General features: G+C 57.6%; 21 protein-coding genes. 3 read left to right on the top strand and 18 right to left on the bottom strand.

Annotated elements, in window-relative coordinates; all coding sequences use genetic code 11:
• Nucleotides 1–2: 2 nt before the first annotated feature.
• From tatD to udp, 11 genes are all read right to left on the bottom strand, one after another.
• The gene (tatD, locus tag ACTJJ1_RS23580; protein WP_440835568.1) at nucleotides 3–785 is read right to left on the bottom strand and encodes a 3'-5' ssDNA/RNA exonuclease TatD; all 783 of its coding nucleotides are present in this window, start codon (nucleotides 783–785) and stop codon (nucleotides 3–5) included.
• Between the two features lie 204 nt (nucleotides 786–989).
• The gene (gene tatC, locus ACTJJ1_RS23575) at nucleotides 990–1,760 is read right to left on the bottom strand and encodes a Sec-independent protein translocase subunit TatC (protein ID WP_004951035.1); all 771 of its coding nucleotides are present in this window, start codon (nucleotides 1,758–1,760) and stop codon (nucleotides 990–992) included.
• A gap of 3 nt (nucleotides 1,761–1,763) precedes the next feature.
• Complete coding sequence (tatB, locus tag ACTJJ1_RS23570) at nucleotides 1,764–2,342, bottom strand: Sec-independent protein translocase protein TatB (RefSeq protein WP_062790056.1); 579 nt, start codon at nucleotides 2,340–2,342, stop codon at nucleotides 1,764–1,766.
• Nucleotides 2,343–2,345: 3 nt separating this feature from the next.
• Nucleotides 2,346–2,609, bottom strand: a complete 264-nt coding sequence (gene tatA, locus ACTJJ1_RS23565) for a Sec-independent protein translocase subunit TatA (RefSeq protein WP_004951033.1) — start codon at nucleotides 2,607–2,609, stop codon at nucleotides 2,346–2,348.
• Nucleotides 2,610–2,688: 79 nt separating this feature from the next.
• Nucleotides 2,689–4,320: a ubiquinone biosynthesis regulatory protein kinase UbiB gene (ubiB, locus tag ACTJJ1_RS23560; RefSeq protein WP_004951031.1), complete on the bottom strand. Its 1,632-nt coding sequence runs from the start codon at nucleotides 4,318–4,320 to the stop codon at nucleotides 2,689–2,691.
• Nucleotides 4,317–4,925, bottom strand: coding sequence for a ubiquinone biosynthesis protein UbiJ (ubiJ, locus tag ACTJJ1_RS23555; protein ID WP_020438304.1), 609 nt, complete (start codon nucleotides 4,923–4,925; stop codon nucleotides 4,317–4,319). The genes ubiB and ubiJ overlap by 4 nt, the downstream gene beginning before the upstream one ends.
• Nucleotides 4,926–4,938: 13 nt before the next feature.
• Nucleotides 4,939–5,694: a bifunctional demethylmenaquinone methyltransferase/2-methoxy-6-polyprenyl-1,4-benzoquinol methylase UbiE gene (gene ubiE, locus ACTJJ1_RS23550; protein WP_004951027.1), complete on the bottom strand. Its 756-nt coding sequence runs from the start codon at nucleotides 5,692–5,694 to the stop codon at nucleotides 4,939–4,941.
• A gap of 79 nt (nucleotides 5,695–5,773) precedes the next feature.
• Nucleotides 5,774–7,324 carry a DNA recombination protein RmuC gene (rmuC, locus tag ACTJJ1_RS23545; protein ID WP_440835565.1) on the bottom strand — a complete coding sequence of 517 codons (1,551 nt, stop codon included), beginning with the start codon at nucleotides 7,322–7,324 and terminating at the stop codon, nucleotides 5,774–5,776.
• Between the two features lie 130 nt (nucleotides 7,325–7,454).
• Nucleotides 7,455–7,985, bottom strand: coding sequence for a DedA family protein (locus tag ACTJJ1_RS23540; RefSeq protein WP_037432064.1), 531 nt, complete (start codon nucleotides 7,983–7,985; stop codon nucleotides 7,455–7,457).
• Nucleotides 7,986–8,083: 98 nt separating this feature from the next.
• Nucleotides 8,084–8,227 carry a hypothetical protein gene (locus ACTJJ1_RS23535; protein WP_155243326.1) on the bottom strand — a complete coding sequence of 48 codons (144 nt, stop codon included), beginning with the start codon at nucleotides 8,225–8,227 and terminating at the stop codon, nucleotides 8,084–8,086.
• A 212-nt stretch (nucleotides 8,228–8,439) separates the two neighbouring features.
• On the bottom strand, nucleotides 8,440–9,201 hold the full coding sequence (udp, locus tag ACTJJ1_RS23530; RefSeq protein WP_004951021.1) for a uridine phosphorylase: 762 nt from the start codon (nucleotides 9,199–9,201) through the stop codon (nucleotides 8,440–8,442).
• 509 nt (nucleotides 9,202–9,710) lie between these two features.
• Here udp and ACTJJ1_RS23525 point away from each other — a divergent pair.
• The gene (locus ACTJJ1_RS23525) at nucleotides 9,711–10,547 is read left to right on the top strand and encodes a dienelactone hydrolase family protein (protein WP_440835562.1); all 837 of its coding nucleotides are present in this window, start codon (nucleotides 9,711–9,713) and stop codon (nucleotides 10,545–10,547) included.
• A 131-nt stretch (nucleotides 10,548–10,678) separates the two neighbouring features.
• Here the strand turns inward: ACTJJ1_RS23525 and metE are convergent, their stop codons facing one another.
• Nucleotides 10,679–12,955 (bottom strand): 5-methyltetrahydropteroyltriglutamate--homocysteine S-methyltransferase, encoded by a 2,277-nt coding sequence (metE, locus tag ACTJJ1_RS23520; RefSeq protein WP_440835561.1) that lies wholly within the window; start codon nucleotides 12,953–12,955, stop codon nucleotides 10,679–10,681.
• Between the two features lie 105 nt (nucleotides 12,956–13,060).
• Between metE and metR the strand changes: the two genes are divergently transcribed.
• Nucleotides 13,061–14,011 (top strand): HTH-type transcriptional regulator MetR, encoded by a 951-nt coding sequence (gene metR, locus ACTJJ1_RS23515; protein ID WP_004951014.1) that lies wholly within the window; start codon nucleotides 13,061–13,063, stop codon nucleotides 14,009–14,011.
• A 36-nt stretch (nucleotides 14,012–14,047) separates the two neighbouring features.
• On the opposite strand, the gene ACTJJ1_RS23510 is transcribed toward metR, so the two are convergent.
• The gene (locus tag ACTJJ1_RS23510; RefSeq protein WP_004951012.1) at nucleotides 14,048–14,908 is read right to left on the bottom strand and encodes a carboxylate/amino acid/amine transporter; all 861 of its coding nucleotides are present in this window, start codon (nucleotides 14,906–14,908) and stop codon (nucleotides 14,048–14,050) included.
• A 152-nt stretch (nucleotides 14,909–15,060) separates the two neighbouring features.
• Between ACTJJ1_RS23510 and ACTJJ1_RS23505 the strand changes: the two genes are divergently transcribed.
• A complete protein-coding gene (locus ACTJJ1_RS23505; protein ID WP_004951010.1) occupies nucleotides 15,061–15,390 on the top strand; it encodes a hypothetical protein in 330 nt (109 codons plus the stop codon).
• Here the strand turns inward: ACTJJ1_RS23505 and ACTJJ1_RS23500 are convergent.
• From ACTJJ1_RS23500 to ugpA, 5 genes are all read right to left on the bottom strand, one after another.
• Nucleotides 15,371–16,327 (bottom strand): AEC family transporter, encoded by a 957-nt coding sequence (locus ACTJJ1_RS23500; protein WP_004951009.1) that lies wholly within the window; start codon nucleotides 16,325–16,327, stop codon nucleotides 15,371–15,373. The two genes, ACTJJ1_RS23505 and ACTJJ1_RS23500, sit on opposite strands and share 20 nt — an antisense overlap.
• A 103-nt stretch (nucleotides 16,328–16,430) precedes the next feature.
• Nucleotides 16,431–17,177 (bottom strand): glycerophosphodiester phosphodiesterase, encoded by a 747-nt coding sequence (gene ugpQ, locus ACTJJ1_RS23495; RefSeq protein WP_004951006.1) that lies wholly within the window; start codon nucleotides 17,175–17,177, stop codon nucleotides 16,431–16,433.
• Nucleotides 17,174–18,250, bottom strand: coding sequence for a sn-glycerol-3-phosphate import ATP-binding protein UgpC (locus ACTJJ1_RS23490; protein WP_020438302.1), 1,077 nt, complete (start codon nucleotides 18,248–18,250; stop codon nucleotides 17,174–17,176). The genes ugpQ and ACTJJ1_RS23490 overlap by 4 nt, the downstream gene beginning before the upstream one ends.
• A gap of 16 nt (nucleotides 18,251–18,266) precedes the next feature.
• Nucleotides 18,267–19,112, bottom strand: coding sequence for a sn-glycerol-3-phosphate ABC transporter permease UgpE (gene ugpE, locus ACTJJ1_RS23485; protein ID WP_006323078.1), 846 nt, complete (start codon nucleotides 19,110–19,112; stop codon nucleotides 18,267–18,269).
• The gene (ugpA, locus tag ACTJJ1_RS23480; RefSeq protein WP_004950999.1) at nucleotides 19,109–19,996 is read right to left on the bottom strand and encodes a sn-glycerol-3-phosphate ABC transporter permease UgpA; all 888 of its coding nucleotides are present in this window, start codon (nucleotides 19,994–19,996) and stop codon (nucleotides 19,109–19,111) included. Before ugpA ends, ugpE begins: the two co-directional genes overlap by 4 nt.
• Nucleotides 19,997–20,069: the final 73 nt, after the last annotated feature.

The raw sequence follows: 20,069 nt of genomic DNA, 5'->3' as shown, positions 1-20,069 counted from the left end.
ACTCATACCAGCCGGAACAGCCGGCGGGCGTTCTCATCGGTTTTCTGCCCCAACCATTCAGGATCTTCTTGCCGCCAGGCAGCCACCTGCCGGACGATATGGGGCAAAAAACAGGGTTCGTTGCGGCGAGATGCGGGTTTAGGGTGTAAATCCCGGGGCAACAGATAGGGTGCGTCGGTTTCCAGCAATAAACGGTCCGCCGGGATCTGCGGCAACAGCGCTCGCAGCTCCAGACCACGCCGTTCATCACAGACCCAACCGGTAATGCCGATCGAAAGACCCAGCGACAGACAGCTGTCTAATTCCTGGGCGGTGCCGGTAAAGCAGTGCACCACAGCCGCAGGCAGTTTATCCAACCACGGCACCAACAGCGCGGCAAAACGTGCGTGCGCATCGCGGCAATGAAGAAATACCGACATCCCCAGCTCTGCGGCCAGCGCCAACTGGGCGCTGAAAGCCTCTTCCTGCTGCGCCGGGGTGGAGAAATTGCGGTTGAAATCCAACCCGCATTCACCGATAGCGACCACCTCTGGCCGGGAGGCCAAGGCGTGAATTTGCTCCGCAACCTGATCGTTCCAACTGCTGGCCTGATGTGGATGCACTCCGGAGGTAGACCAACAGTAGGCGGCATGTGACTGCGCCAGTTCACTGGCGGCCTGGCTCTCCTGCAGGTCGGTACCGGTAATCAGCAACCCCTTCACCCCTGCGGCGCGTGCGCGATCCACCACCGCTGGACGGTCTTTGGCAAACTGCGAGCTGGTAAGATTAACACCGATATCAAACATGGTTTTTCCAAAGCAAAAGCCGCCCATCGGGCGGCTTGATGCGGCTGACAAAGTCCTCTGCGCCTAAAAGTAATGATCTTAGTGCGATTAAAAACAAAGGATTATGTTTTACGGGTTACCCCAAACACCCGAAAACCACGTTTTTCGGGTGTTTGCCATCAATCTAAAGCCGCCCATCGGGCGGCTTTAGAGACAAAACGCGGATTAAGCCGCCGGGGGTTCGTCACCCTCGTCTTCTTCTTCCGGTCGCGGGCGGCGTTTGCCGGTGTAGAACCGGGCAAAGAACACGCCCACTTCAAACAGCAGATACATCGGGATCGCCAGCAAGGTCTGCGAGAAGACATCCGGCGGCGTTAACAACATGCCAACCACAAAAGCCCCGACCAAGACGTAAGGACGTTTCTTTTTCAGGTCTTCCGGCGAAGTGACGCCACTCCAGCACAGCAGAATAATGGCAACCGGCACCTCAAACGCCACGCCAAACGCCATAAACAGCGCCATGACAAAATCGAGGTAGTTATTGATGTCGGTGGCTATCATGACCCCAGCCGGCGCGGTCTTGGCAAAAAAACCGAACGCCAGCGGGAACACGATAAAATAGGCAAACGCCATGCCGAGATAAAACAGCAGGCTGCTGGAGACCAGCAAAGGCATCATCAGGCGACGTTCATGCTTGTACAGCGCCGGGGCGATAAAGGCCCAGACCTGATACAGGATCACCGGCGCAGAAACAAACACCGAGACGATCATGGTCAGCTTGATGGGGGTAAAGAACGGTGACGCCACGTCGGTGGCGATCATGCTCGCCCCGGCAGGCAGCTGTTTGATCAGTGGCGCAGACACCAGTTGATAAATGTCGTTGGCGAAATAAACCAGCACCAGGAAGATCACCAGCACGCTGATAATCGAGTTTAACAACCGCTTACGCAGTTCTATCAGATGACTGATAAGGGGTTGGGTATCTTCAACAGCCATGTTTTAACGATCGCCACTAGGTTGGTGAGACGCTGGGGTTTTATCCGCAACAGGTTCTGGGGTTGCCTCCACGGTCACCGCAGCAGGCTGCTTAACCGGCTGCGCGGCCGGCGCTTGCACTGCCTGCGGCGTTGCCGCAACGACAGGCTCCGGCGCTACCGGTTTCGGTACGGCAGCCGGTGAGGCGGCGGTGGTCGCAGCCTCCGCCGGGGTCACGCCGTCATGAATGGCTTCCGGGTCTGTGACCAGAGGGTTATGAATGGTGTGCGCAGGTTCGTCTTTGTCTTCGCCATGATAGGAGCGCTTCAGCGATTCCGCCGCGTCTTTCAGTTCATCCATTGACGCCTTCAGCTCCGGCGACAAATTCTGCAAGCCCGCCTTCTCGACCTTTTTCAGGCTGTCTTGCAGTTCCTGCAGCTTCAGTTCCTGAGAGAGTTCATTCTGCACCGAAGCCGCCAACGAACGGAGGGCGCGGATCCAACCCGAAACTGTTCTAACCGCTACCGGCAACCGTTCTGGCCCAAGTACAACCAGGCCAATGACCAGAACCAGCAACAGTTCACTAAACCCTATGTCAAACACGGTTTATACCTGCTCTTTGTTCTTCGGCTCTTCCGTTTTCACTTCCGGCTGCTTATCGGAAATAGGCTTTGCCGTGAAGTCAGCGTCATCCAGGCTGCTTTTCTCAGCCGTGTTGGTCGGAGGCGTATTGTCGTCGCCGATCGCCTTTTTAAAACCTTTGATGGATGCGCCGAGGTCGGAACCCAGCGTACGAAGTTTTTTGGTACCAAACAGCAGCACCACGATCACCGCGATGATCAACAATTGCGTAATACTAATACCGCCCATTGCAGTTACCTCTATTTTTACAGGGTTTTTCAAAATCTACCGCATTATACGGCAGTTTTTACCAGAGTTTTGAATCAATTCAGGTGGTTCGCTTCCAGCCAATCACCCAGGATACGATGCCGGCAGCCATCAGCCACCCGGGGAAAATCTCGACCTTCCCTAACAGCAAAATCGTACCGCTTACTAACAGTGTAGCGCCAACGCCGAACAAATAACGCGATTGCCCCTGACGAACGCGCTGGCCCTGCATCTGATGGGTCAGCTTATCAACGCTTTGTTGCAACCGTTTATGCTGCTGCAAACTATCGTAAAATAATTCAGGCAGTTCAGGCAGCTTCTCCGCCCAAAACGGCGCTTTTTCCTTCAGGGCGCGAATCACCGCCGGTATGCCGACCTGATCGCGCATCCAACTTTCAAGAAACGGCTTGGCAGTGGTCCATAAATCCAACTTCGGATAGAGCTGCCGCCCCAGGCCTTCAACATACAGCAAGGTCTTCTGCAATAACACCAGTTGCGGCTGCACTTCCATATTGAAGCGGCGTGCGGTATTGAACAGGTTCAACAGCACGTTGCCGAACGAAATTTCCTCCAACGGCTTCTCGAAGATCGGCTCGCACACGGTGCGGATGGCGAACTCGAAATCCTCTACGTTGGTATCACGCGGTACCCAGCCCGAATCGACGTGCAGCTCAGCCACTTTGCGATAATCGCGGTTGAAGAAGGCGATAAAGTTTTCCGCCAGATAGCGTTTGTCGTCTTTGTTCAGCGAGCCGACGATGCCGCAGTCAATGCCGATATAACAGGGATCTTCAGGGTGATCGTAGCTGACAAAAATATTACCGGGATGCATGTCCGCATGGAAAAAGCTGTCGCGAAATACCTGGGTAAAGAACACCTGCACCCCACGCTCCGCCAACAATTTCATGTTGGTGCCCTGTTTTTCCAGCGTAGCGATATCCGAAACCGGGATACCGTAGATGCGCTCCATCACCAGCACGCTTTCACGGCAGTAATCGGAGTAAACCTCCGGTACGTACAGCATCGGGCTGCCATCAAAATTACGGCGCAGCTGGATGGCATTTGCCGCTTCACGCAGCAGATTCAGTTCGTCCAGCAGGGTTTTTTCGTACTCGCGCACCACTTCACGCGGCCGCAAGCGACGCCCATCCGGCATCAGTTTCGGCACCCAGCCGGCCAAACGATACATCAGACGAACATCGGCCTTGATGATAGGCCCAATATCCGGCCGAATGACCTTCAGCACAATTTCCTGCCCGGTAGTTTTCAGGCGTGCAGTATGCACCTGTGCTATCGATGCAGATGCCAGCGCCTGCTGGTCAAAATCGTCGAACCAGGTTTCCAGCGGGCCACCCATCGCCAATTCGATGTGCTTGCGCGCCAATGCTCCGTCGAATGGCGCAACCCGATCCTGCAGCAAGGTCAGTTGATCGGCAATCTGCGGAGGGAACAGATCGCGACGAGTGGACATCATCTGGCCGAACTTGATCCATACCGGCCCCAGCTCTTGCAGAGCCAGGCGCAAACGCTCACCCAGAGGCTTGTCTGCATGGCGGTTTGGCATCCAAAACAGCAGACGGCGGCCAAAACGCAACGGCAACGTCAGACGCATCTTGGGGATCAGTTCATCCAGGCCATAGCTGAGAAAAACGCGGACGATCAAATACAGGCGGCGTAGTTCGCCAGGGGTCATCGTTTACCCTCCAACTTGTCCATGCGGGCAATCAGCGCTTCGGCGCTGCGAACGGTGGCGTCAACTTCCTCGTTGAACCACACCACTTCCAGCGGCCCCGGCGCCACACGCCACTCTTCCGTCAGGGTTTCCGCCACGTAATGCTGCTGACGCTGCAACCCCGATCTCAACAGGCTTGCGCCTTTACCGAGCACCTGGGTAATACCCTGCGCGGCGATATCGCCGATATAGGGTGCCAGCCATTCCGCCGGATCCCACTCTGCCAGATCAAGCAGCCCCACCAGTTGCTGCACCACCTGAATATCGCCCTCGACGATCAACTCGCCGCTGCGCATCAATGGCGAAAGCTGCTGACGATCGCGCAACTTCAACAACACCGATACCCGACTGCGCACCGTGCAATCGGCGGTATCTTCAGACTGGCCAAGCACGTCCACCCGCTGTTCGCTGAAAATCAGCACCAGCGGCGAAGCAAGTTCCTGCAACTCAATACGCAGTATTTTGCCGGCCAACCGCTGACGGGCGGCCTTCATACTGCGATCGCGGAACAGCAGGCTATTGAGCGATGTCTCCAGCGCGCCGGTCAACAAGGGGGTTAGCAGCATCGGCATGTCCATATCAGAACTTGAAACCACGATGCAGGGCCACAATACCGCCTGTAAGATTGAAATAGGTCACGTTGTCAAAACCGGCGGCTCCCATCATACCTTTCAGCGTTTCCTGATCGGGGTGCATGCGGATCGACTCGGCCAGATAACGGTAGCTTTCCGGATCCTTCACCACCAGCTCGCCGATTTTCGGCAGCACGTGGAACGAATAGGCATCATAGGCTTTGCTCAGCGGCGCCAGCAGCGGTTTGGAGAACTCCAGCACCAGCAGGCGGCCGCCTGGCTTCAGCACGCGGAACATCGAACGCAGCGCTTTGTCTTTGTCGGTGACGTTGCGCAGGCCGAAGGAAATGGTGATGCAGTCAAAATAGTTATCCGGGAACGGCAGCGCTTCGGCATTAGCCTGCACATAGCTGATGTTGCCGATAATGCCGCGATCGCGCAGCTTCTCGCGGCCCATCTTCAGCATGGAGTCGTTAATGTCTGCCAGCACTACCTGCCCTTGCTCACCGACCATCCGGGAGAACTTGGCGGCCAGATCGCCGGTGCCGCCGGCCAGATCCAGTACGCGCTGCCCACGGCGCACGCCGCTGCAGTCAATGGTAAACCGCTTCCAGATACGGTGGATGCCAAACGACATCAGGTCGTTCATCACGTCATACTTTGCCGCTACCGAATGAAAAACGTCTGCCACCATGGCCTGCTTTTCGTCTCTAGCTACGGTGCGAAAACCGAAATCTGTGGTTTCCTGCGATTGATCTGCCATTGTCCTGCCTGCTATTCAGTCAATTTTGTGTGGTCGAGTGTACCAGAACCCCACGGAATACCCCACCTCAAGGCGGCTGTCATGCCTGCGAAGCGGAGCGTGGTTCTTCGGCGGAATCGTCGTCTTCCGCCTGCGGCAACGCGCTGACGTCATCGTCATCCGCTGCCTCATCTTCTTCATCATAATGCTGCGCGCCGGCTTGCTGTGCCAGCAACGGATTGATCGGCCGTTTCACCTCAACCCCCAGCGCGCGGAACCCTTCGGTTTGGCCGATAAGATTACCACGGCCTTCGCTCAGTTTGTTCATCGCCTGGCGATAACTCCCCTGGGCCTTGTCCAGGCTCTGCCCCAGCGCCGACATGTCGTCGACAAACAGCCGCATCTTGTCATACAGCCGTGCCGCCCGGTCGGCAATGCGCTGAGCATTCTGGCTCTGGTGCTCATAGCGCCACAGGTTGGTGATGGTGCGAAGCGCCACCAACAGCGTGGTCGGGCTGACCAGCATAATATTGTGTTTAAGCGCTTCGCTTATCAATTCCGGCTCCCGGTCGATGGCCAGCAGGAAAGCCGGCTCCACCGGAATAAACATCAACACATAGTCCAGTGAACGCAGGCCGGGCAACTGTTGATAATCTTTGCGCCCCAGCAAGCGGATATGGCCGCGCAACGAGGCGATATGCTCGCTCAGCGCCGCCTCGCATTCCGCGTCGTCTTCGCTGTTGAAATAACGTTCGTAGGCGACCAGCGACATTTTCGCATCGATCACAACATCCTTGCCCTGCGGCAGACGCACAATAACGTCAGGCTGCATGCGGCTTTGGTGATCCAGCCGCACATTAACCTGAGTTTCATACTCGTGCCCCTCGCGCAAACCCGAGGCTTCCAGCACCCGACTCAGCACCACCTCGCCCCAATTGCCCTGGGTTTTATTGTCGCCTTTCAGCGCCTTGGTCAGGTTAATCGCCTCACGTGCCATCTGCGCGTTGAGTTGCTGAAGGTTACGTATTTCATGGGTCAGGGTATGGCGTTCGCGGGCTTCCTGGCCAAAGCTGTCCTGCACCTGACGGCGGAAACCGTCCAGTTGTTCGCGCAACGGCAGCAGCAGGCGATCCAGGCTTTGCTGGTTCTGTTCGTTCACCTTGCGCCCGCTGTGTTCGAAGATGCGGTTGGCCAGGTTTTCAAACTGGGTGGTGAGCCGTTGTTCGCTGTTGATCAGCAAACGCTGCTTCTCTTCCGCCGCCATGCGGGTCTCTTCCAGACGGATGGTCACTTCCCGCAGTTCGGCCTCCTGAGCGCTGTTGACCTCGCGTTGGGCGCGCAGCTCCTGATTAAGCAGTTCGCATTCGGTGCGCCAGTGATTGAGTTGTTGCAGCTTTTCGTGCCCGGCCGCCAATTGGCTGTGCAAATTACGTAACTCCAAATCGGTTTGCCGCATTTGCTGTTCATTGCGTTGCAGAACGTCCTGCCGGGCCGCCGTTTCCTGCTGTGCCTGCTGCAACGACTGTTCCAGCAGCCGCAGCTCGGTTTCATGCTGCGCATGGGCCTGCTGCACGCGCAGGCTGGCGATCAACCACCCCAACAGTATGCCGACCACTACCCCGCCCACACCGTAAACCAAACTGGTATCCACCCTGCCTCCTGTTACCCTTGCCGTTTATGCGCCCGTTGCCCGTCACGTTAAGGGGACGCTGTATGGATGTCCAGTCTGATTTTGCACCGGCAACGCAATATTGCGAAACGCCGCGCAAGTCAGGCAAAAACTAGCCAAACCACTGGGTTAACCACTTGATGCCAAAGGCTCCCGGCGCAAGAATGCCGAACGCCCAGATCATCGCTGAAGTGATATTCGCCAGTTGGAAGTAACGTTGGGGCATGCCGCAGATACCGCCGACCAGCGGCACCACCGCGCGCAGCGGCCCGAAGAAGCGGCCGATAAAAATGCCCAGCACGCCCCAGCGTTCAAAAAACGCATGGCCGCGGTCCAGCAACTGCGGATTACGCGATAACGGCCACATGTGCGCCACGCGGTCTTGATAGTGGTAACCGATCCAGTAAGAAAGCCAGTCGCCGAAAAATGCCCCTATGGCAGCGGCGGCCCAGATAGGCCAAAAAGCGATGCCGCTCTCGCCAATCAACGCGCCCAGCGCCAGCAGGATAACCGTGGCCGGCAACAGCAGGGACAAGAACGCCAGCGATTCGCCGAATGCCAGGAAGAAAATAATGGGGATGGCCCAGCCTTCGTGCTGACGCACGGCATCGCTGACCCAGTTGATAATGTCGTTGAGGCTCAATACACGGGCTCCTGATACGGGGTTTCCTGTGCCAAGGATACGCAATGCCGGCCGGGGCAGGTTAAACTCCGGCTAAACGCGTAGCGGTTTACTCGAGGTTAACGCCAGTTGCACTTCGCGCTGACGTCGACCCAGGCCGTATTGCGCTGCCAACCAGCGGCCGGTAAACCGCACTGATCGCGGACGGTAATGCCGCCATCACGCAGAATTTGTGAAGGAAGAAGCAGAATCTGGGCTGTCATAGACGTCCTCGCCGTTATTGTCTAAAAAATCGTCATCTGGGGCAGCAAAGCCGAAAATCAACAGGTAAAAAGGGGGCGCTGATAGCTAGATACACCCTGCCTTTCACGTTGCGGCCAACCGCAGTTTGAAAGACGACGGGTATCACCGTAACAGATTAGGGCTGAATGGAAAAACGGACCGCGTTGGCGGCCCGTTGAAGGGAGGGAGGCTATTACAGCAGGCGGCGCGCCGCTTCAACCACGATCTGCACCGCTTTGCTTTCGGTGTTTTTCATGGTTTCTGCGTTTGGAATTTCCTGCTGGGTGCGGTTGACGATCACGCCGGCAACCATACCGGCACGCAGGCCCTGGCTTGCGCACATGGTCAGCAGAGTGGCGGATTCCATTTCATAGTTCATCACGCCCATCGCCTGCCATTCTGCCATCGAGCCCTTAAAGCGGCTGACAACGCGGCCGGAATAGGTATCGTAACGTTCCTGGCCCGGATAGAAGGTATCAGAAGACGCGGTCACGCCAATATGCGTGGTGGCACCGCTGGCCTTGGCGGCCTCGACCAGTGCGGTGGTGCAGGCAAAGTCGGCCACGGCAGGGAATTCCATCGGCGCAAAGTGCAGGCTGGCGCCGTCAAGGCGAACCGCCGCGGTAGTGACCAGCACGTCGCCGACGTTGATGTTCGACTGAATAGCCCCGGTGGTGCCGATACGCAGGAAGGTACGGATCCCCAGTTGCGCCAATTCTTCAACGGCGATCGAGGTAGACGGGCCGCCGATGCCGGTGGAGCAGACGATCACCGCCTTGCCGTCCAGCTCTGCGCGCCAGGTAGTAAATTCACGATGGGAAGCCAGGTGCACCGGATTTTCCATCAGCTTGGCAATTTTCTCTACGCGCTGCGGATCGCCCGGAACGATGGCAAGCTGGGCCCCTTGTAAATCGTTTTTAGTGAGGCCGAGATGAAAAACATCAGATTGAGACATACGAGACTCCTCATAGATCATGTTTATTGGGAGGAACAAAAAAGTACTCTACTGAAAATCGCCATCCAATTTCGTGATGGCCATCACCATGAATAAAGAAACAAAGATCAATCTACATAATTTTTGTGACAAAAGTCACATTAAATAACCCAAAGACGCTGTAAACGCCGCACTTGCCACAAGTCTAGCCGACAAAACAGCCCGCCGTTTACCGCCTTTCCTCTTGGCGACAGGCCCCCTTTTCCACCACGAGGCCACTTATGTCGCCACCGAAAAATAGCCTTATTTTATCGGCGACTTAGCAACAAAAAATGGGGCTAACGTACCTTATGGCGCTAATGCAGGCCAAAATGCGCAATATCCTGATAAAAAGATAACAAAAATGCGCTAAAGCCAGATAATTAATCGTTTTTTACAGACTTGACCGAAAATGCTCAACCGGGTGCCAATAACGGGTAATCTTTCCTATAGTTATTCTCAGCGCTTTTTTCTATTGCACGGAGACCGCAATGAAAACCGACCATGTGATGACATTAAAACAGGCTCAGGGGGGATTCGCCCCGGCCGTAACGCCGTTGGCCGCTTCTACTGTATTTACCGACGAACAGGGCATTCATGCCGGGGAAACCACCATTCCCTCGCAGGGTGACAACCTGCCGGCCTATATTGCCAAACCAGCGAACCACGACGGCCCCTTCCCCGTGGTGCTGGTGGTACAAGAGATTTTTGGCGTTCACGAGCATATTCAGGATCTGTGTCGCCGCCTGGCGAAACAGGGCTACCTGGCGATAGCGCCAGAGTTGTACTTCCGACAGGGCGATGCCAAAGATTACCAGGAGATTGGCGACATCTTGCAAAAGCTGGTGAGCAAGGTCCCGGACCGTCAGGTGTTGGCCGATCTCGACCACGCAGCCCATTGGGCCAGCCGCCACGGCGGCGACGCCGGCAAGCTGGCGATTACCGGTTTTTGCTGGGGAGGCCGTATTACCTGGCTGTATGCCGCGCATAACCCGCAACTGAAGGCAGCGGTAGCCTGGTACGGCAAGTTAGTGGGCGAAAAAACGCTGAACTCGCCGAAACACCCGGTCGATGTGGCTACGCAGCTGTCTGCGCCGGTGCTGGGATTATACGGCGGCCAGGACAGCGGAATTCCACTGGAAACGGTGGAGACCATGCGCCAGGCGATTCGCGCAGCTAACGCCGATGCCGAGATCGTGGTCTACCCCGAAGCGGGTCATGCTTTCAATGCCGATTATCGCCCAAGTTACGATGCCGAAGCGGCGACGGACGGCTGGCAACGCATGCTGGCCTGGTTCGCTCAACACGGCGTGGTCGGCGTCAAATAACCCCTCCCCTCACGGCTGCCTTCACCGGTGGCCGCCTGCAATGTAAAAAAGGGCGCCGAAGCGCCCAAAATAATCACACCAGAACCTTATTGATTGCACGCCGGCCTCAACGGCCGGGCAACGCACTCCGATCAGGCTTGCTGCTCGCGCAGGCGCTGAGCCGCCAACACCATGTTGGCCAGCGACTGACGGGTTTCCGGCCAGCCGCGGGTTTTCAGACCGCAATCCGGGTTAACCCACAGGCGTTCCGCCGGGATGTTCTGCGCCGCTTTACGCAGCAGCGCTTCGATCCATTCCACGCTTGGCACGTTTGGCGAGTGGATGTCGTACACGCCAGGGCCAATTTCGTTTGGATACTCGAACTCTTTGAAGGCTTCCAGCAGATCCATATCGGAACGCGAGGTTTCGATGGTGATCACGTCGGCATCCAGCGCCGCGATGGAATCCATGATGTCGTTGAATTCGCAGTAACACATGTGGGTGTGGATCTGCGTATCGTCCTGCGCCACGGCGGCGTTCAGTTTGAAGGCATCCACTGCCCAGTCCAGGTAAGCGGCCCAGTCGGATTGACGCAGCGGCAACCCTTCACGCAGTGCCGGTTCGTCAATCTGGATGATGCCGATACCGGCTTTTTCCAGATCTTCCACTTCGTCGCGCAGCGCCAGGGCGATCTGCTTGGCGATCACTTCACGGGTTACGTCTTCACGCGGGAACGACCAGCAAAGGATGGTCACCGGTCCGGTCAACATGCCTTTTACCGGCTTGTCGGTCAGCGATTGCGCATACTTCGCCCACTCCACGGTAATGGCTTCAGGACGGCTGATGTCACCAATGATGACCGGCGGTTTTACGCAGCGGGAACCGTAGCTCTGTACCCAGCCATTTTGGGTGAAGACGAAGCCGTCGAGGTTCTCGCCGAAGTATTCCACCATGTCATTACGCTCGGCTTCGCCGTGCACCAGCACGTCCAGGCCCAGACGTTCTTGTTCAACGATCGCCTGTTTGATGTGCTCGCTAATGCTGGTTCGGTAATTGTTGCCGTCCAGACGCCCCTGTTTGAAATCCAGGCGCAGGCCGCGGATTTCGGTGGTCTGCGGGAATGAGCCGATAGTGGTGGTCGGCCAGGCCGGCAGGTTGAAGCGATCGCGTTGCGCCTGAGCGCGCTGAGCGTAAGGGCTGTGGCGCTCGCTGTCTTGTGCGGTAATGGCGGCCAGACGCTGGCCTACCTGCGCATTATGTACGCGGCTGGACTGACGACGAGCGCGGATTGGTGTGCTGTATGCGTCCAGTTCTGCCTGCTTTTCTGCCCCAGGCGCGTTCAGCGCTGCGCTTAGCAAAGCCACTTCGGCGCATTTTTGCAGAGCGAAGGCGAACCAGCTCTTCACCTCTTCATCCAGGCGGGTTTCCACGCTCAGATCGATGGGGCTGTGCAGCAGGGAACAAGAGGTGCCAATCCACAGTGGACGGCTGTTAACCAGCGGTTGCAGGCGGTCGAACCAACGGCTCAGGTCGGCACGCCAGACGTTACGGCCATTGATGACGCCCAGCGACAGCAACCACTCTTTTGGCAATGCCTTGTGCAATACGGCGATATCGTCGTGACCGGCCACCAGATCGACATGCAGACCCTGTACCGGCAATGCGCGGATAGTGTCGAGGTTGTGACCGACGCTGTCGAAATAGGTGGTCAACAGCAGTTTTACCTGGCCCTGCAACGCGTCGTAAGCCGGTTTGAAAGCGTCGAGCCATACCTGCGGCAGCTCCAGCACCAGTGCAGGTTCGTCGATCTGCACCCACTCTACGCCGCGCTTCGCCAGTTCGGCCAGAACCTGCCGGTAAACCGGCAGAATGTCCTTCAGCAACGACAGTCGATCAAACTGCTCGCCCTTCACTTTACCCAACCACAGGTAAGTGACCGGCCCCAGCAGCACAGGCTTGATTTTGTGGCCCAGCGCCAGCGCTTCGTCAACTTCATCCAGCAATTGAGTCCAACCCAGTTTGAACTGCTGGCCCTTTTGGAATTCAGGCACCATGTAGTGGTAGTTGGTGTTAAACCACTTGGTCATTTCTGCCGCCGCCGCCGGTTCACCGGTCGGTGCGCGGCCACGGCCCAGACGGAACAGCTGGTCCAGATCGATTGAGCCATCCGCATTTTGATGACGTGCCGGCACGTTGCCCAGCAGCAAGCTGGTGGTCAAAACATGGTCATACCAGGCGAAATCGCCGACCGGCACCAAATCCACCCCGGCCTGCTGTTGCTGTTGCCAATGGCGAGCGCGCAGCTCGCGGCCAACCGCCAGCAGTTCTTCCTGCGTTGAATTGCCTGCCCAGTAACTTTCCTGAGCTTTTTTCAGTTCACGTCGCAGCCCAACGCGCGGAAAACCCAGTGTGTGATTTAGAATTGCCATCGTCATATTCCCCATTTAGCCGTCCAGATGTTTACACATCCATAATCCGCAGGTACTGTATTAACCACAAGCGCAATTTATTCACTGTCACTGTGAAGGACTCTCATGATCGAACTGAAACACTTACGGACGCTGCAGGCTCTGCGCAACACCGGCTCTCTGGCGGCCGCCGCGGCCCAACTTCATCAGACGCAATCGGCCCTGTCGCATCAGTTCAGCGATCTGGAGCAGCGTCTGGGCTTCAAACTGTTCGTTCGAAAAAGCCAACCGCTGCGCTTTACCGTGCAGGGAGAAATCCTGTTACAGCTGGCAGAACAAGTACTGCCGCAAATCCAGCAGGCGTTGCAGGCATGCCACGAACCGCATCAGGCCACGCTGCGCATCGCCATCGAATGCCACAGTTGCATTCAGTGGCTGACGCCCGCGTTGGACAACTTCCGCCAGAGCTTCCCGCAGGTGGTGATGGACTTTAAGTCCGGCGTCACTTTTGATCCGCAACCGGCGCTGCAGCAGGGGGAATTGGATCTGGTGCTGACCTCAGACATTTTGCCGCGCAGCGGCCTGCACTATTCGCCGATGTTTGATTTCGAGGTGCGTCTGGTGCTGGCGCCGGATCACCCGCTGGCCGGCAAACTGCAGATTGAACCGGAAGATTTGAGCGATGAGACGCTGATGATTTATCCGGTGCAGCGCCAACGGCTGGATATATGGCGGAATTTCCTGCAACCGGCCGGCGTCAGCCCGGCGCTGAAAAACGTCGATAACACCTTGCTGCTGATCCAGATGGTGTCGGCACGGATGGGGATTGCGGCGCTGCCGCATTGGGTAGTCGAAAGTTTCGAACGCCAGGGACTGGTAGTGACAAAAACCCTGGGCGATGGCCTGTGGAGCCGCCTGTATGCCGCGGTACGCGACGGCGAGCAGCGCCAGGCGGTGACCGAAGCCTTTATCCGCTCGGCGCGTCAACACGCCTGCAATCACCTGCCGTTCGTACGCGACGCTGCGCGCCCGGGCACCCTCGCCGCCAGCATCAAGCCGCTGTCTTCACAAGCCTGATTTTGCGGGCTGCCTGCGCTTGGGTAGCCCGTGGTCTCAATTAGTCGGCTTTGGCGCCACCCAGCGGCGGTGCACCCACAGCGAAGCGACAATCACCGCCCCGCCGATAATAAAACTCGGCCAGTGCGGTTGCTGCTGCCAGATAGCCAAATTCACCAGCAACCCGGCGGGCACGTGCATGTTGTTCATGATGCCGAGCGTCCCGGCATCCACCTGCGTTGCACCGTAGTTCCACATGAAATAACCCAGCCCGGAAGCCACCACGCCCAGCCAAACCAGAATGCCCCATTGCAGATTAGTGGTCGGCAACTGTTGCGGATTACCCCACAGACACCAGGCGACCACCGCGACCACCAACGCTCCGAGGTAGAACCAGGAAAACGCCGTATGTTGCGGCAGCGGGTGCACTTCCATCAGGCGCTTGTAACCGACCATGCCGATGGCGAAGCTGATATTCGCCGCCTGCACCAGCAACAGCCCCCACCAGAAATGCTCGCTCAATTGATGGTAACGGATGATCGCCGCGCCCAGTACCGCCAGCAACGCACTGAACACATAGGCCCAACGCAGGCGTTGACCGCTGATCAGGTCGTAGATCAGCGTGACGTACAGCGGCGTAAGCACGGTAAACAGCAGGAATTCCGGTACCGTCAGGTACATGTAGGCACGGAAGCTGAACAGGTACATGATGCCCAGTTGGCAGGCACCCACCAACATGTACATCAGGATCACTTTCGGTTTGATATTGCGCCAGCGCAGGAAAGGCAGGAAGACCAACGCCGCCAACCCGATACGCATCAGCACCGAGAACCAGCTGTCGACCTGGCCCGCCAGATATTCGCCAATCAGGCTGAAAGAGAACGCCCATAAGACGGTAGTAATCACCAGAAGCAGCACGTCGGGTTCACCCTAAACAATCAGAAAAGGCGATTGTAACGGAAGGCGAAATGCCGCGTGATGAAAAGGCGGTTTACAGCTGTGCAAAATATAAACTTTTCGGCAATTTTTCGCCGGTGGGTTAGGCTTAATTAAAAGCGAGGATAAATATCATGAAGAGTTATCGCATTCTGTACGGCCTGCTGTTGCTGTCCGGGCTGGCAACCGCGGCCAATGGCGTAACCGAGCTCAGTTCGCAACAGCAGTTCCTTAACCAGCGCAATCAGCAGACGCAGCAACAGCGCATGCTGAATAACCAACAGCTGGATCAACGCCGCCTGCAACAACAGCGGCAATTCGACGAAAATCAGCAAAAGTTGCTGCGAAATGCGCCAAACGGCGGTCAATTGCTGCCAAACGGCAACCAACCGCGCAATCCGTTTAACCGCACGTCGCCGACGGTGCCGCAAACGCAGATGCCGGTTACACCCGCACGCCCATAATGGTGAGGATCAGCGGCGTAGTGACTGCCGCCAGCGCGGTGGACATCACCAGACTGGTGGCGGCCGGGCCGGTAAGCACGTTGAACTGGCGTGACATCAGGTAAACATTGACCCCGACCGCCATTGAACCCAGCAGCACCACCACGCGGGTTTCCATTGGCGGCAGGTCCATCATCCAGGCCAGCAGCCAGACGATCAGCGGTTGGACGATCAGCTTGAAGAAACAAATGGCGCTGCTCAGTTGCCACCCCTCGCTGATACGATATTCCGCCAACCCCATTCCCAGCACCACCAGCGACAGCGGCGCCGCCACCTGGCCAAGCATACTGACCGGCTGATCGACAAACGTCGGCAACGGCAACCCGGTCAGGCTGAACAGCGTGCCGGAGAGAATGCCGATGATCAGGGGATTGGTGAGCACGCTGCGCGCGGTTTTTATAAAGCCGTGCAGGGTGGGCGAGCCGTTGCGCGCCCATTCGATCGAGATGGTTACCAGCGTCCAGAGGATCAGCCCGTTGAATACCAGCACCAGGGCAACCGAAGGGATTGCCGCCTCCCCCAACATCACGCTGGCGATCGGCAGGCCCAGCATCACGTTATTGGAGAAAATCCCCCCCAGCGCGAACACCGAACCGGAGACCCCATCCAGTTTAAACACCCGGCGCGCGGTGATGCGGCCCATCACGAACACGATCAGGCAACTGCCGAAAAAAGCGATCAGCAAGCGGGCATCCACCGCCGGGCGTTGCGAGAAATCGCACATCATGCGAAATAACATGGCGGGCAGCGCCAGGGAGAAGACGAAGCGGGTCAAACCGTCAGTGATGGTAGCCGGCCACTTACCCCAGCGGATAAGGCCATACCCCAGCACGATCAGAACAAATAGCGGCAAAGACAGCGCTATCTGGTGCCACAGAGAAACAATAAAAACAGACATCACATCCCTTCCGTTAGCGCGGCGGCAAGGGGCTGACGTCGCAAGAATCAACAGGCACCGGCGAATTCACGGGCGCAGCAGACTGCGCCCGTAGCAACGGGGGTTATTCGTTGGGAAAATCCGGGCCGATCAAATCTATCCGGTCGGTACAAATACAGTCAACGCCCCAGTTCAACAACAGGCGCGCACGCGCCGGTTGGTTAACGGTATACACCAGAATGCGCAGGCCGGCCGCCTTCAGCGCCGCGACCCGCTCAGCGGTCAGCTCTTTATGGTTGATATGCAACGACACACAGCCCAACCGCTCTGTCAGCGCCTGCCAGTTGTCATCCCATTCATCCAGCAACAGGCCGCGCGGCAGGTCCGGCACCGTACGCTGTGCCGCCTCAAGCGCTTCAACCGAGAACGAAGAAAGCAGCGGTTCGGTCTGGCCTTGCCACAACAGCCGTGCTGCCAGCGCCACCACGCGGCCGGTTTCATCGTCGGTGCCGGTGGTGGGTTTGATTTCGATATTCGCCATCATGCCGTGTTGCCGGCAGCGCTCTGCGACCTCCAACAACAACGGCAGACGCTCGCCCTTGTAGGCGGAGTTGTACCAGTTGCCGGCATCCAGCTGCACCAGTTTGTCCCAGGGCAATTCGCCCGCCACGCCCCAACCGTCGCTGGTGCGATCGAGGGTATCGTCATGCAACAAAAAGATCTGCCCGTCCTGCGCCAGCTTGACGTCGAACTCAATCATTTTGTGGCCGTGTCGCGCGCCAACGTCGATCGCCGCCAGGGTATTTTCCGGCGCCAGGGAACCGCCGCCGCGGTGGGCGACGATATGAGGATAAGGCCAGGCTGTGGTCATTGTTCCATCCGTAATCCGCTGTTTGAATCAAAAAAGTGCAGCGCCTGTGCAGGCAGTTGCAAATATAGCGTGCTGCCCGCCGTCGGCATAGTTTCATGCGACAACCGCGCAATCACGCCGTGGCCGCCCCATTGCCCGTGCGCCAGATTATCCGCGCCCAGCAATTCCAGCGTTTGCAGCTCCAGCGGCACGCCGCCTTGTTCAAGGGTGGTCAGTTGAATATGCTCCGGGCGGATGCCGAGCGTCAACGGACGACCGCCCCACTGTGTTTTGGGCTGAGGTAAATTCAGCGTCATCCCGCCGGCCAGCAACAGTTGGCTGCCGTCGGCGCTCAACGTGCCGGGCAGCAGGTTCATCGCCGGAGAGCCGATAAAGCTGGCGACAAACAGCGACGCCGGGCGCTGGTAAACCTCGCTCGGGGTGCCAATCTGTTCCGCTACGCCCTTGTTCATCACAATCACCCGCTGCGCCAACGTCATCGCCTCAACCTGATCGTGCGTGACGTACAGGCTGGTGGTTTTCAGCCGGCGATGCAGCTGCTGCAATTCCAGGCGCATCTGCACGCGCAGCTTGGCATCCAGGTTGGACAAAGGTTCATCGAACAGGAATACCGCCGGTTCACGCACGATGGCGCGCCCCATCGCCACCCGCTGGCGTTGCCCGCCGGAAAGCTCGCGCGGCTTGCGCTGCAACAGCGGCTCCAACTCCAGAATGCGCGCGGCTTCTTCCACCCGCTGCTGGATATGCTGTTTGCCGAAACCGCGAATTTTCAGGCCATAGGCCATGTTGTCGTACACGCTCATGTGCGGATACAGTGCGTAGTTCTGAAACACCATCGCGATGCCGCGATCTTTCGGTTCCATATCGGTCACGCGCTGGCTGTCGATATAGATATCGCCACTGGTGGTGCGTTCCAGCCCGGCCACCATGCGCAGCAGCGTCGATTTTCCGCAGCCTGAAGGGCCGACCATCACGATAAACTCGCCGTCCGCCACGTCGAGATCGATTTGCTTAATCACCGGCGTTTTACCGTCGTAGGATTTGGTGACTGCCTGTAGTTTTAAACCTGCCATGTGAACATTTCTCTCGTTACTTCTCGCTGTCGACGAGACCGCGCACAAACCAGCGCTGCATCAGAAGAACCACCGTCAGCGGTGGAATTAAGGTCAGAATCATCGCCGCCATTACCTGATTCCACTGGGTCGGCGCGCCGGAGGTGGAGATCATGCTCTTGATGCCCGCCACCGCGGTCCCCATCGAGGCGTCGCTGGTGATCAGGATCGGCCACAGGTACTGGTTCCAGCCGTAGATAAAGGTGATGACAAACAGCGCCGCCAGATTGGTTTTCGACAGCGGCAGCACGATGTCCCAGAAAAAGCGCATCGGCCCGGCACCATCGATGCGCGCTGCTTCCAGCAGCTCATCCGGCAGCGTCATGAAGAACTGGCGCAGCAGGAAGGTCGCGGTCGCCGAGGCCATCAACGGCAGCGTCAGACCGGTGTAGCTGTCCAGCAGGTTCAGGGTGGAGATCACCTCCACCGTCGGGAAAATACGCACTTCTACCGGCAGCATCAGAGTGAGGAAAATCAGCCAGAAAAACAGGCTGCGCAGCGGGAAACGGAAATACACGATGGCGTAAGCCGACAACACCGACACCACAATTTTGCCGAAGGTAATCGCCAGCGCCATGATCACGCTGTTCAGCAACAGCAGCGAGAACGGCACCTTGAGGTTGCCCACGCCACCCTGCCAGATATTGCGGATGTTTTCCCACAGATGGCCGCCCGGTATCAGGGTCATCGGCACCTGAAACACCTGCTTATCGTCCAGCGTAGCGGCGACAAAGGCCACGTACAGCGGGAACAGCACCACCAGCACGCCGATAATCAGCATTACGTGGCTGAAGATATCCAGCCCGCGTCGGTTCTCAATCATTGGTAGCGCACCTTACGTTCGACGAAGCGAAACTGGATCACCGTCAGGCCAATCACCAGCAGCATCAGGATCACCGACTGCGCCGCTGAGCTGGACAGATCCAGACCGGCAAAGCCTTCGCGGTAGATCTTGTAGATCAGTGTGGTGGTGGACTGTACCGGGCCACCGCCGGTGGCGGCATCAATCACCGGGAAAGTATCGAAGAAGGCGTACACCAGATTAACCACCAGCAGGAAGAAGCTCACCGGGGTGATCAACGGCAACACCAGGTTGAAGAAACGCCGTACCGGGCCGGCGCCGTCGATAGCCGCCGCTTCCACCAGCGAACGCGGGATCGATTGCAGCGCCGCCAGGAAAAACAGGAAGTTATAGCTGATTTGCTGCCACACCGAAGCCAGCACCACCAGGAACATCGCCTGCCCGCTGTTCTGCGCGTGGTTCCAGTTGTAGCCCAGTCCGCCAAGGAAATGGGTGATCAGCCCCAGGCCGGGGTTAAACAGGAAGATCCACAATACCGCCGCCACAGCGGGGGCCACGGCGTAGGGCAAGATCATCAGCGTCTGGTAAATCCGGCTGCCGCGCAGCACGTAATCCACCAACGCGGCGAAGAACAGCGACACCACCAGCCCGATCCCCGCTACCAGGAAGCTGAAAACCAGCGTGGTGTAAAAAGAATCGAGGTAGTACGGATCCTGGAACAGTTGGCTAAAGTTATCCAACCCGACGAACTGGCTGGACAGGCCAAAGGGATCGAGGCTCTGGACCGAATACCACAGCGCCTCGCCGGCGGGCCACAGGAAGAATATTGCGGTTATCAGCAACTGCGGCAGCACCAGCGCATAGGGCAGCCAGCTGCAGCCGAAACCGGGACGATGTGAGCTCATAATAGGGACTCATGAAGACGAAAGACGGGTGGGTTCGCAAGCAAAGCCGGCCTGGGTGCGGACAGCGCACGGC

This window comes from Serratia sp. 22264, from assembly GCF_052045345.1.
Lineage (GTDB): Bacteria > Pseudomonadota > Gammaproteobacteria > Enterobacterales > Enterobacteriaceae > Serratia > Serratia plymuthica.
Note: the sequence above shows the minus strand (reverse complement) of the source record. Positions and strands in the feature narration are given on the sequence as shown.

Coding starts and splice junctions, on each gene's coding strand:
- tatD (WP_440835568.1), bottom strand. CDS start 785: ATGTTTGATATCGGTGTTAATCTTACCAGCTCGCAGTTTGCCAAAGAC.
- tatC (WP_004951035.1), bottom strand. CDS start 1,760: ATGGCTGTTGAAGATACCCAACCCCTTATCAGTCATCTGATAGAACTG.
- tatA (WP_004951033.1), bottom strand. CDS start 2,609: ATGGGCGGTATTAGTATTACGCAATTGTTGATCATCGCGGTGATCGTG.
- ubiB (WP_004951031.1), bottom strand. CDS start 4,320: ATGACCCCTGGCGAACTACGCCGCCTGTATTTGATCGTCCGCGTTTTT.
- ubiJ (WP_020438304.1), bottom strand. CDS start 4,925: ATGCTGCTAACCCCCTTGTTGACCGGCGCGCTGGAGACATCGCTCAAT.
- ubiE (WP_004951027.1), bottom strand. CDS start 5,694: ATGGCAGATCAATCGCAGGAAACCACAGATTTCGGTTTTCGCACCGTA.
- ACTJJ1_RS23535 (WP_155243326.1), bottom strand. CDS start 8,227: ATGACAGCCCAGATTCTGCTTCTTCCTTCACAAATTCTGCGTGATGGC.
- udp (WP_004951021.1), bottom strand. CDS start 9,201: ATGTCTCAATCTGATGTTTTTCATCTCGGCCTCACTAAAAACGATTTA.
- ACTJJ1_RS23525 (WP_440835562.1), top strand. CDS start 9,711: ATGAAAACCGACCATGTGATGACATTAAAACAGGCTCAGGGGGGATTC.
- metE (WP_440835561.1), bottom strand. CDS start 12,955: ATGGCAATTCTAAATCACACACTGGGTTTTCCGCGCGTTGGGCTGCGA.
- metR (WP_004951014.1), top strand. CDS start 13,061: ATGATCGAACTGAAACACTTACGGACGCTGCAGGCTCTGCGCAACACC.
- ACTJJ1_RS23505 (WP_004951010.1), top strand. CDS start 15,061: ATGAAGAGTTATCGCATTCTGTACGGCCTGCTGTTGCTGTCCGGGCTG.
- ACTJJ1_RS23500 (WP_004951009.1), bottom strand. CDS start 16,327: ATGTCTGTTTTTATTGTTTCTCTGTGGCACCAGATAGCGCTGTCTTTG.
- ugpQ (WP_004951006.1), bottom strand. CDS start 17,177: ATGACCACAGCCTGGCCTTATCCTCATATCGTCGCCCACCGCGGCGGC.
- ACTJJ1_RS23490 (WP_020438302.1), bottom strand. CDS start 18,250: ATGGCAGGTTTAAAACTACAGGCAGTCACCAAATCCTACGACGGTAAA.
- ugpE (WP_006323078.1), bottom strand. CDS start 19,112: ATGATTGAGAACCGACGCGGGCTGGATATCTTCAGCCACGTAATGCTG.
- ugpA (WP_004950999.1), bottom strand. CDS start 19,996: ATGAGCTCACATCGTCCCGGTTTCGGCTGCAGCTGGCTGCCCTATGCG.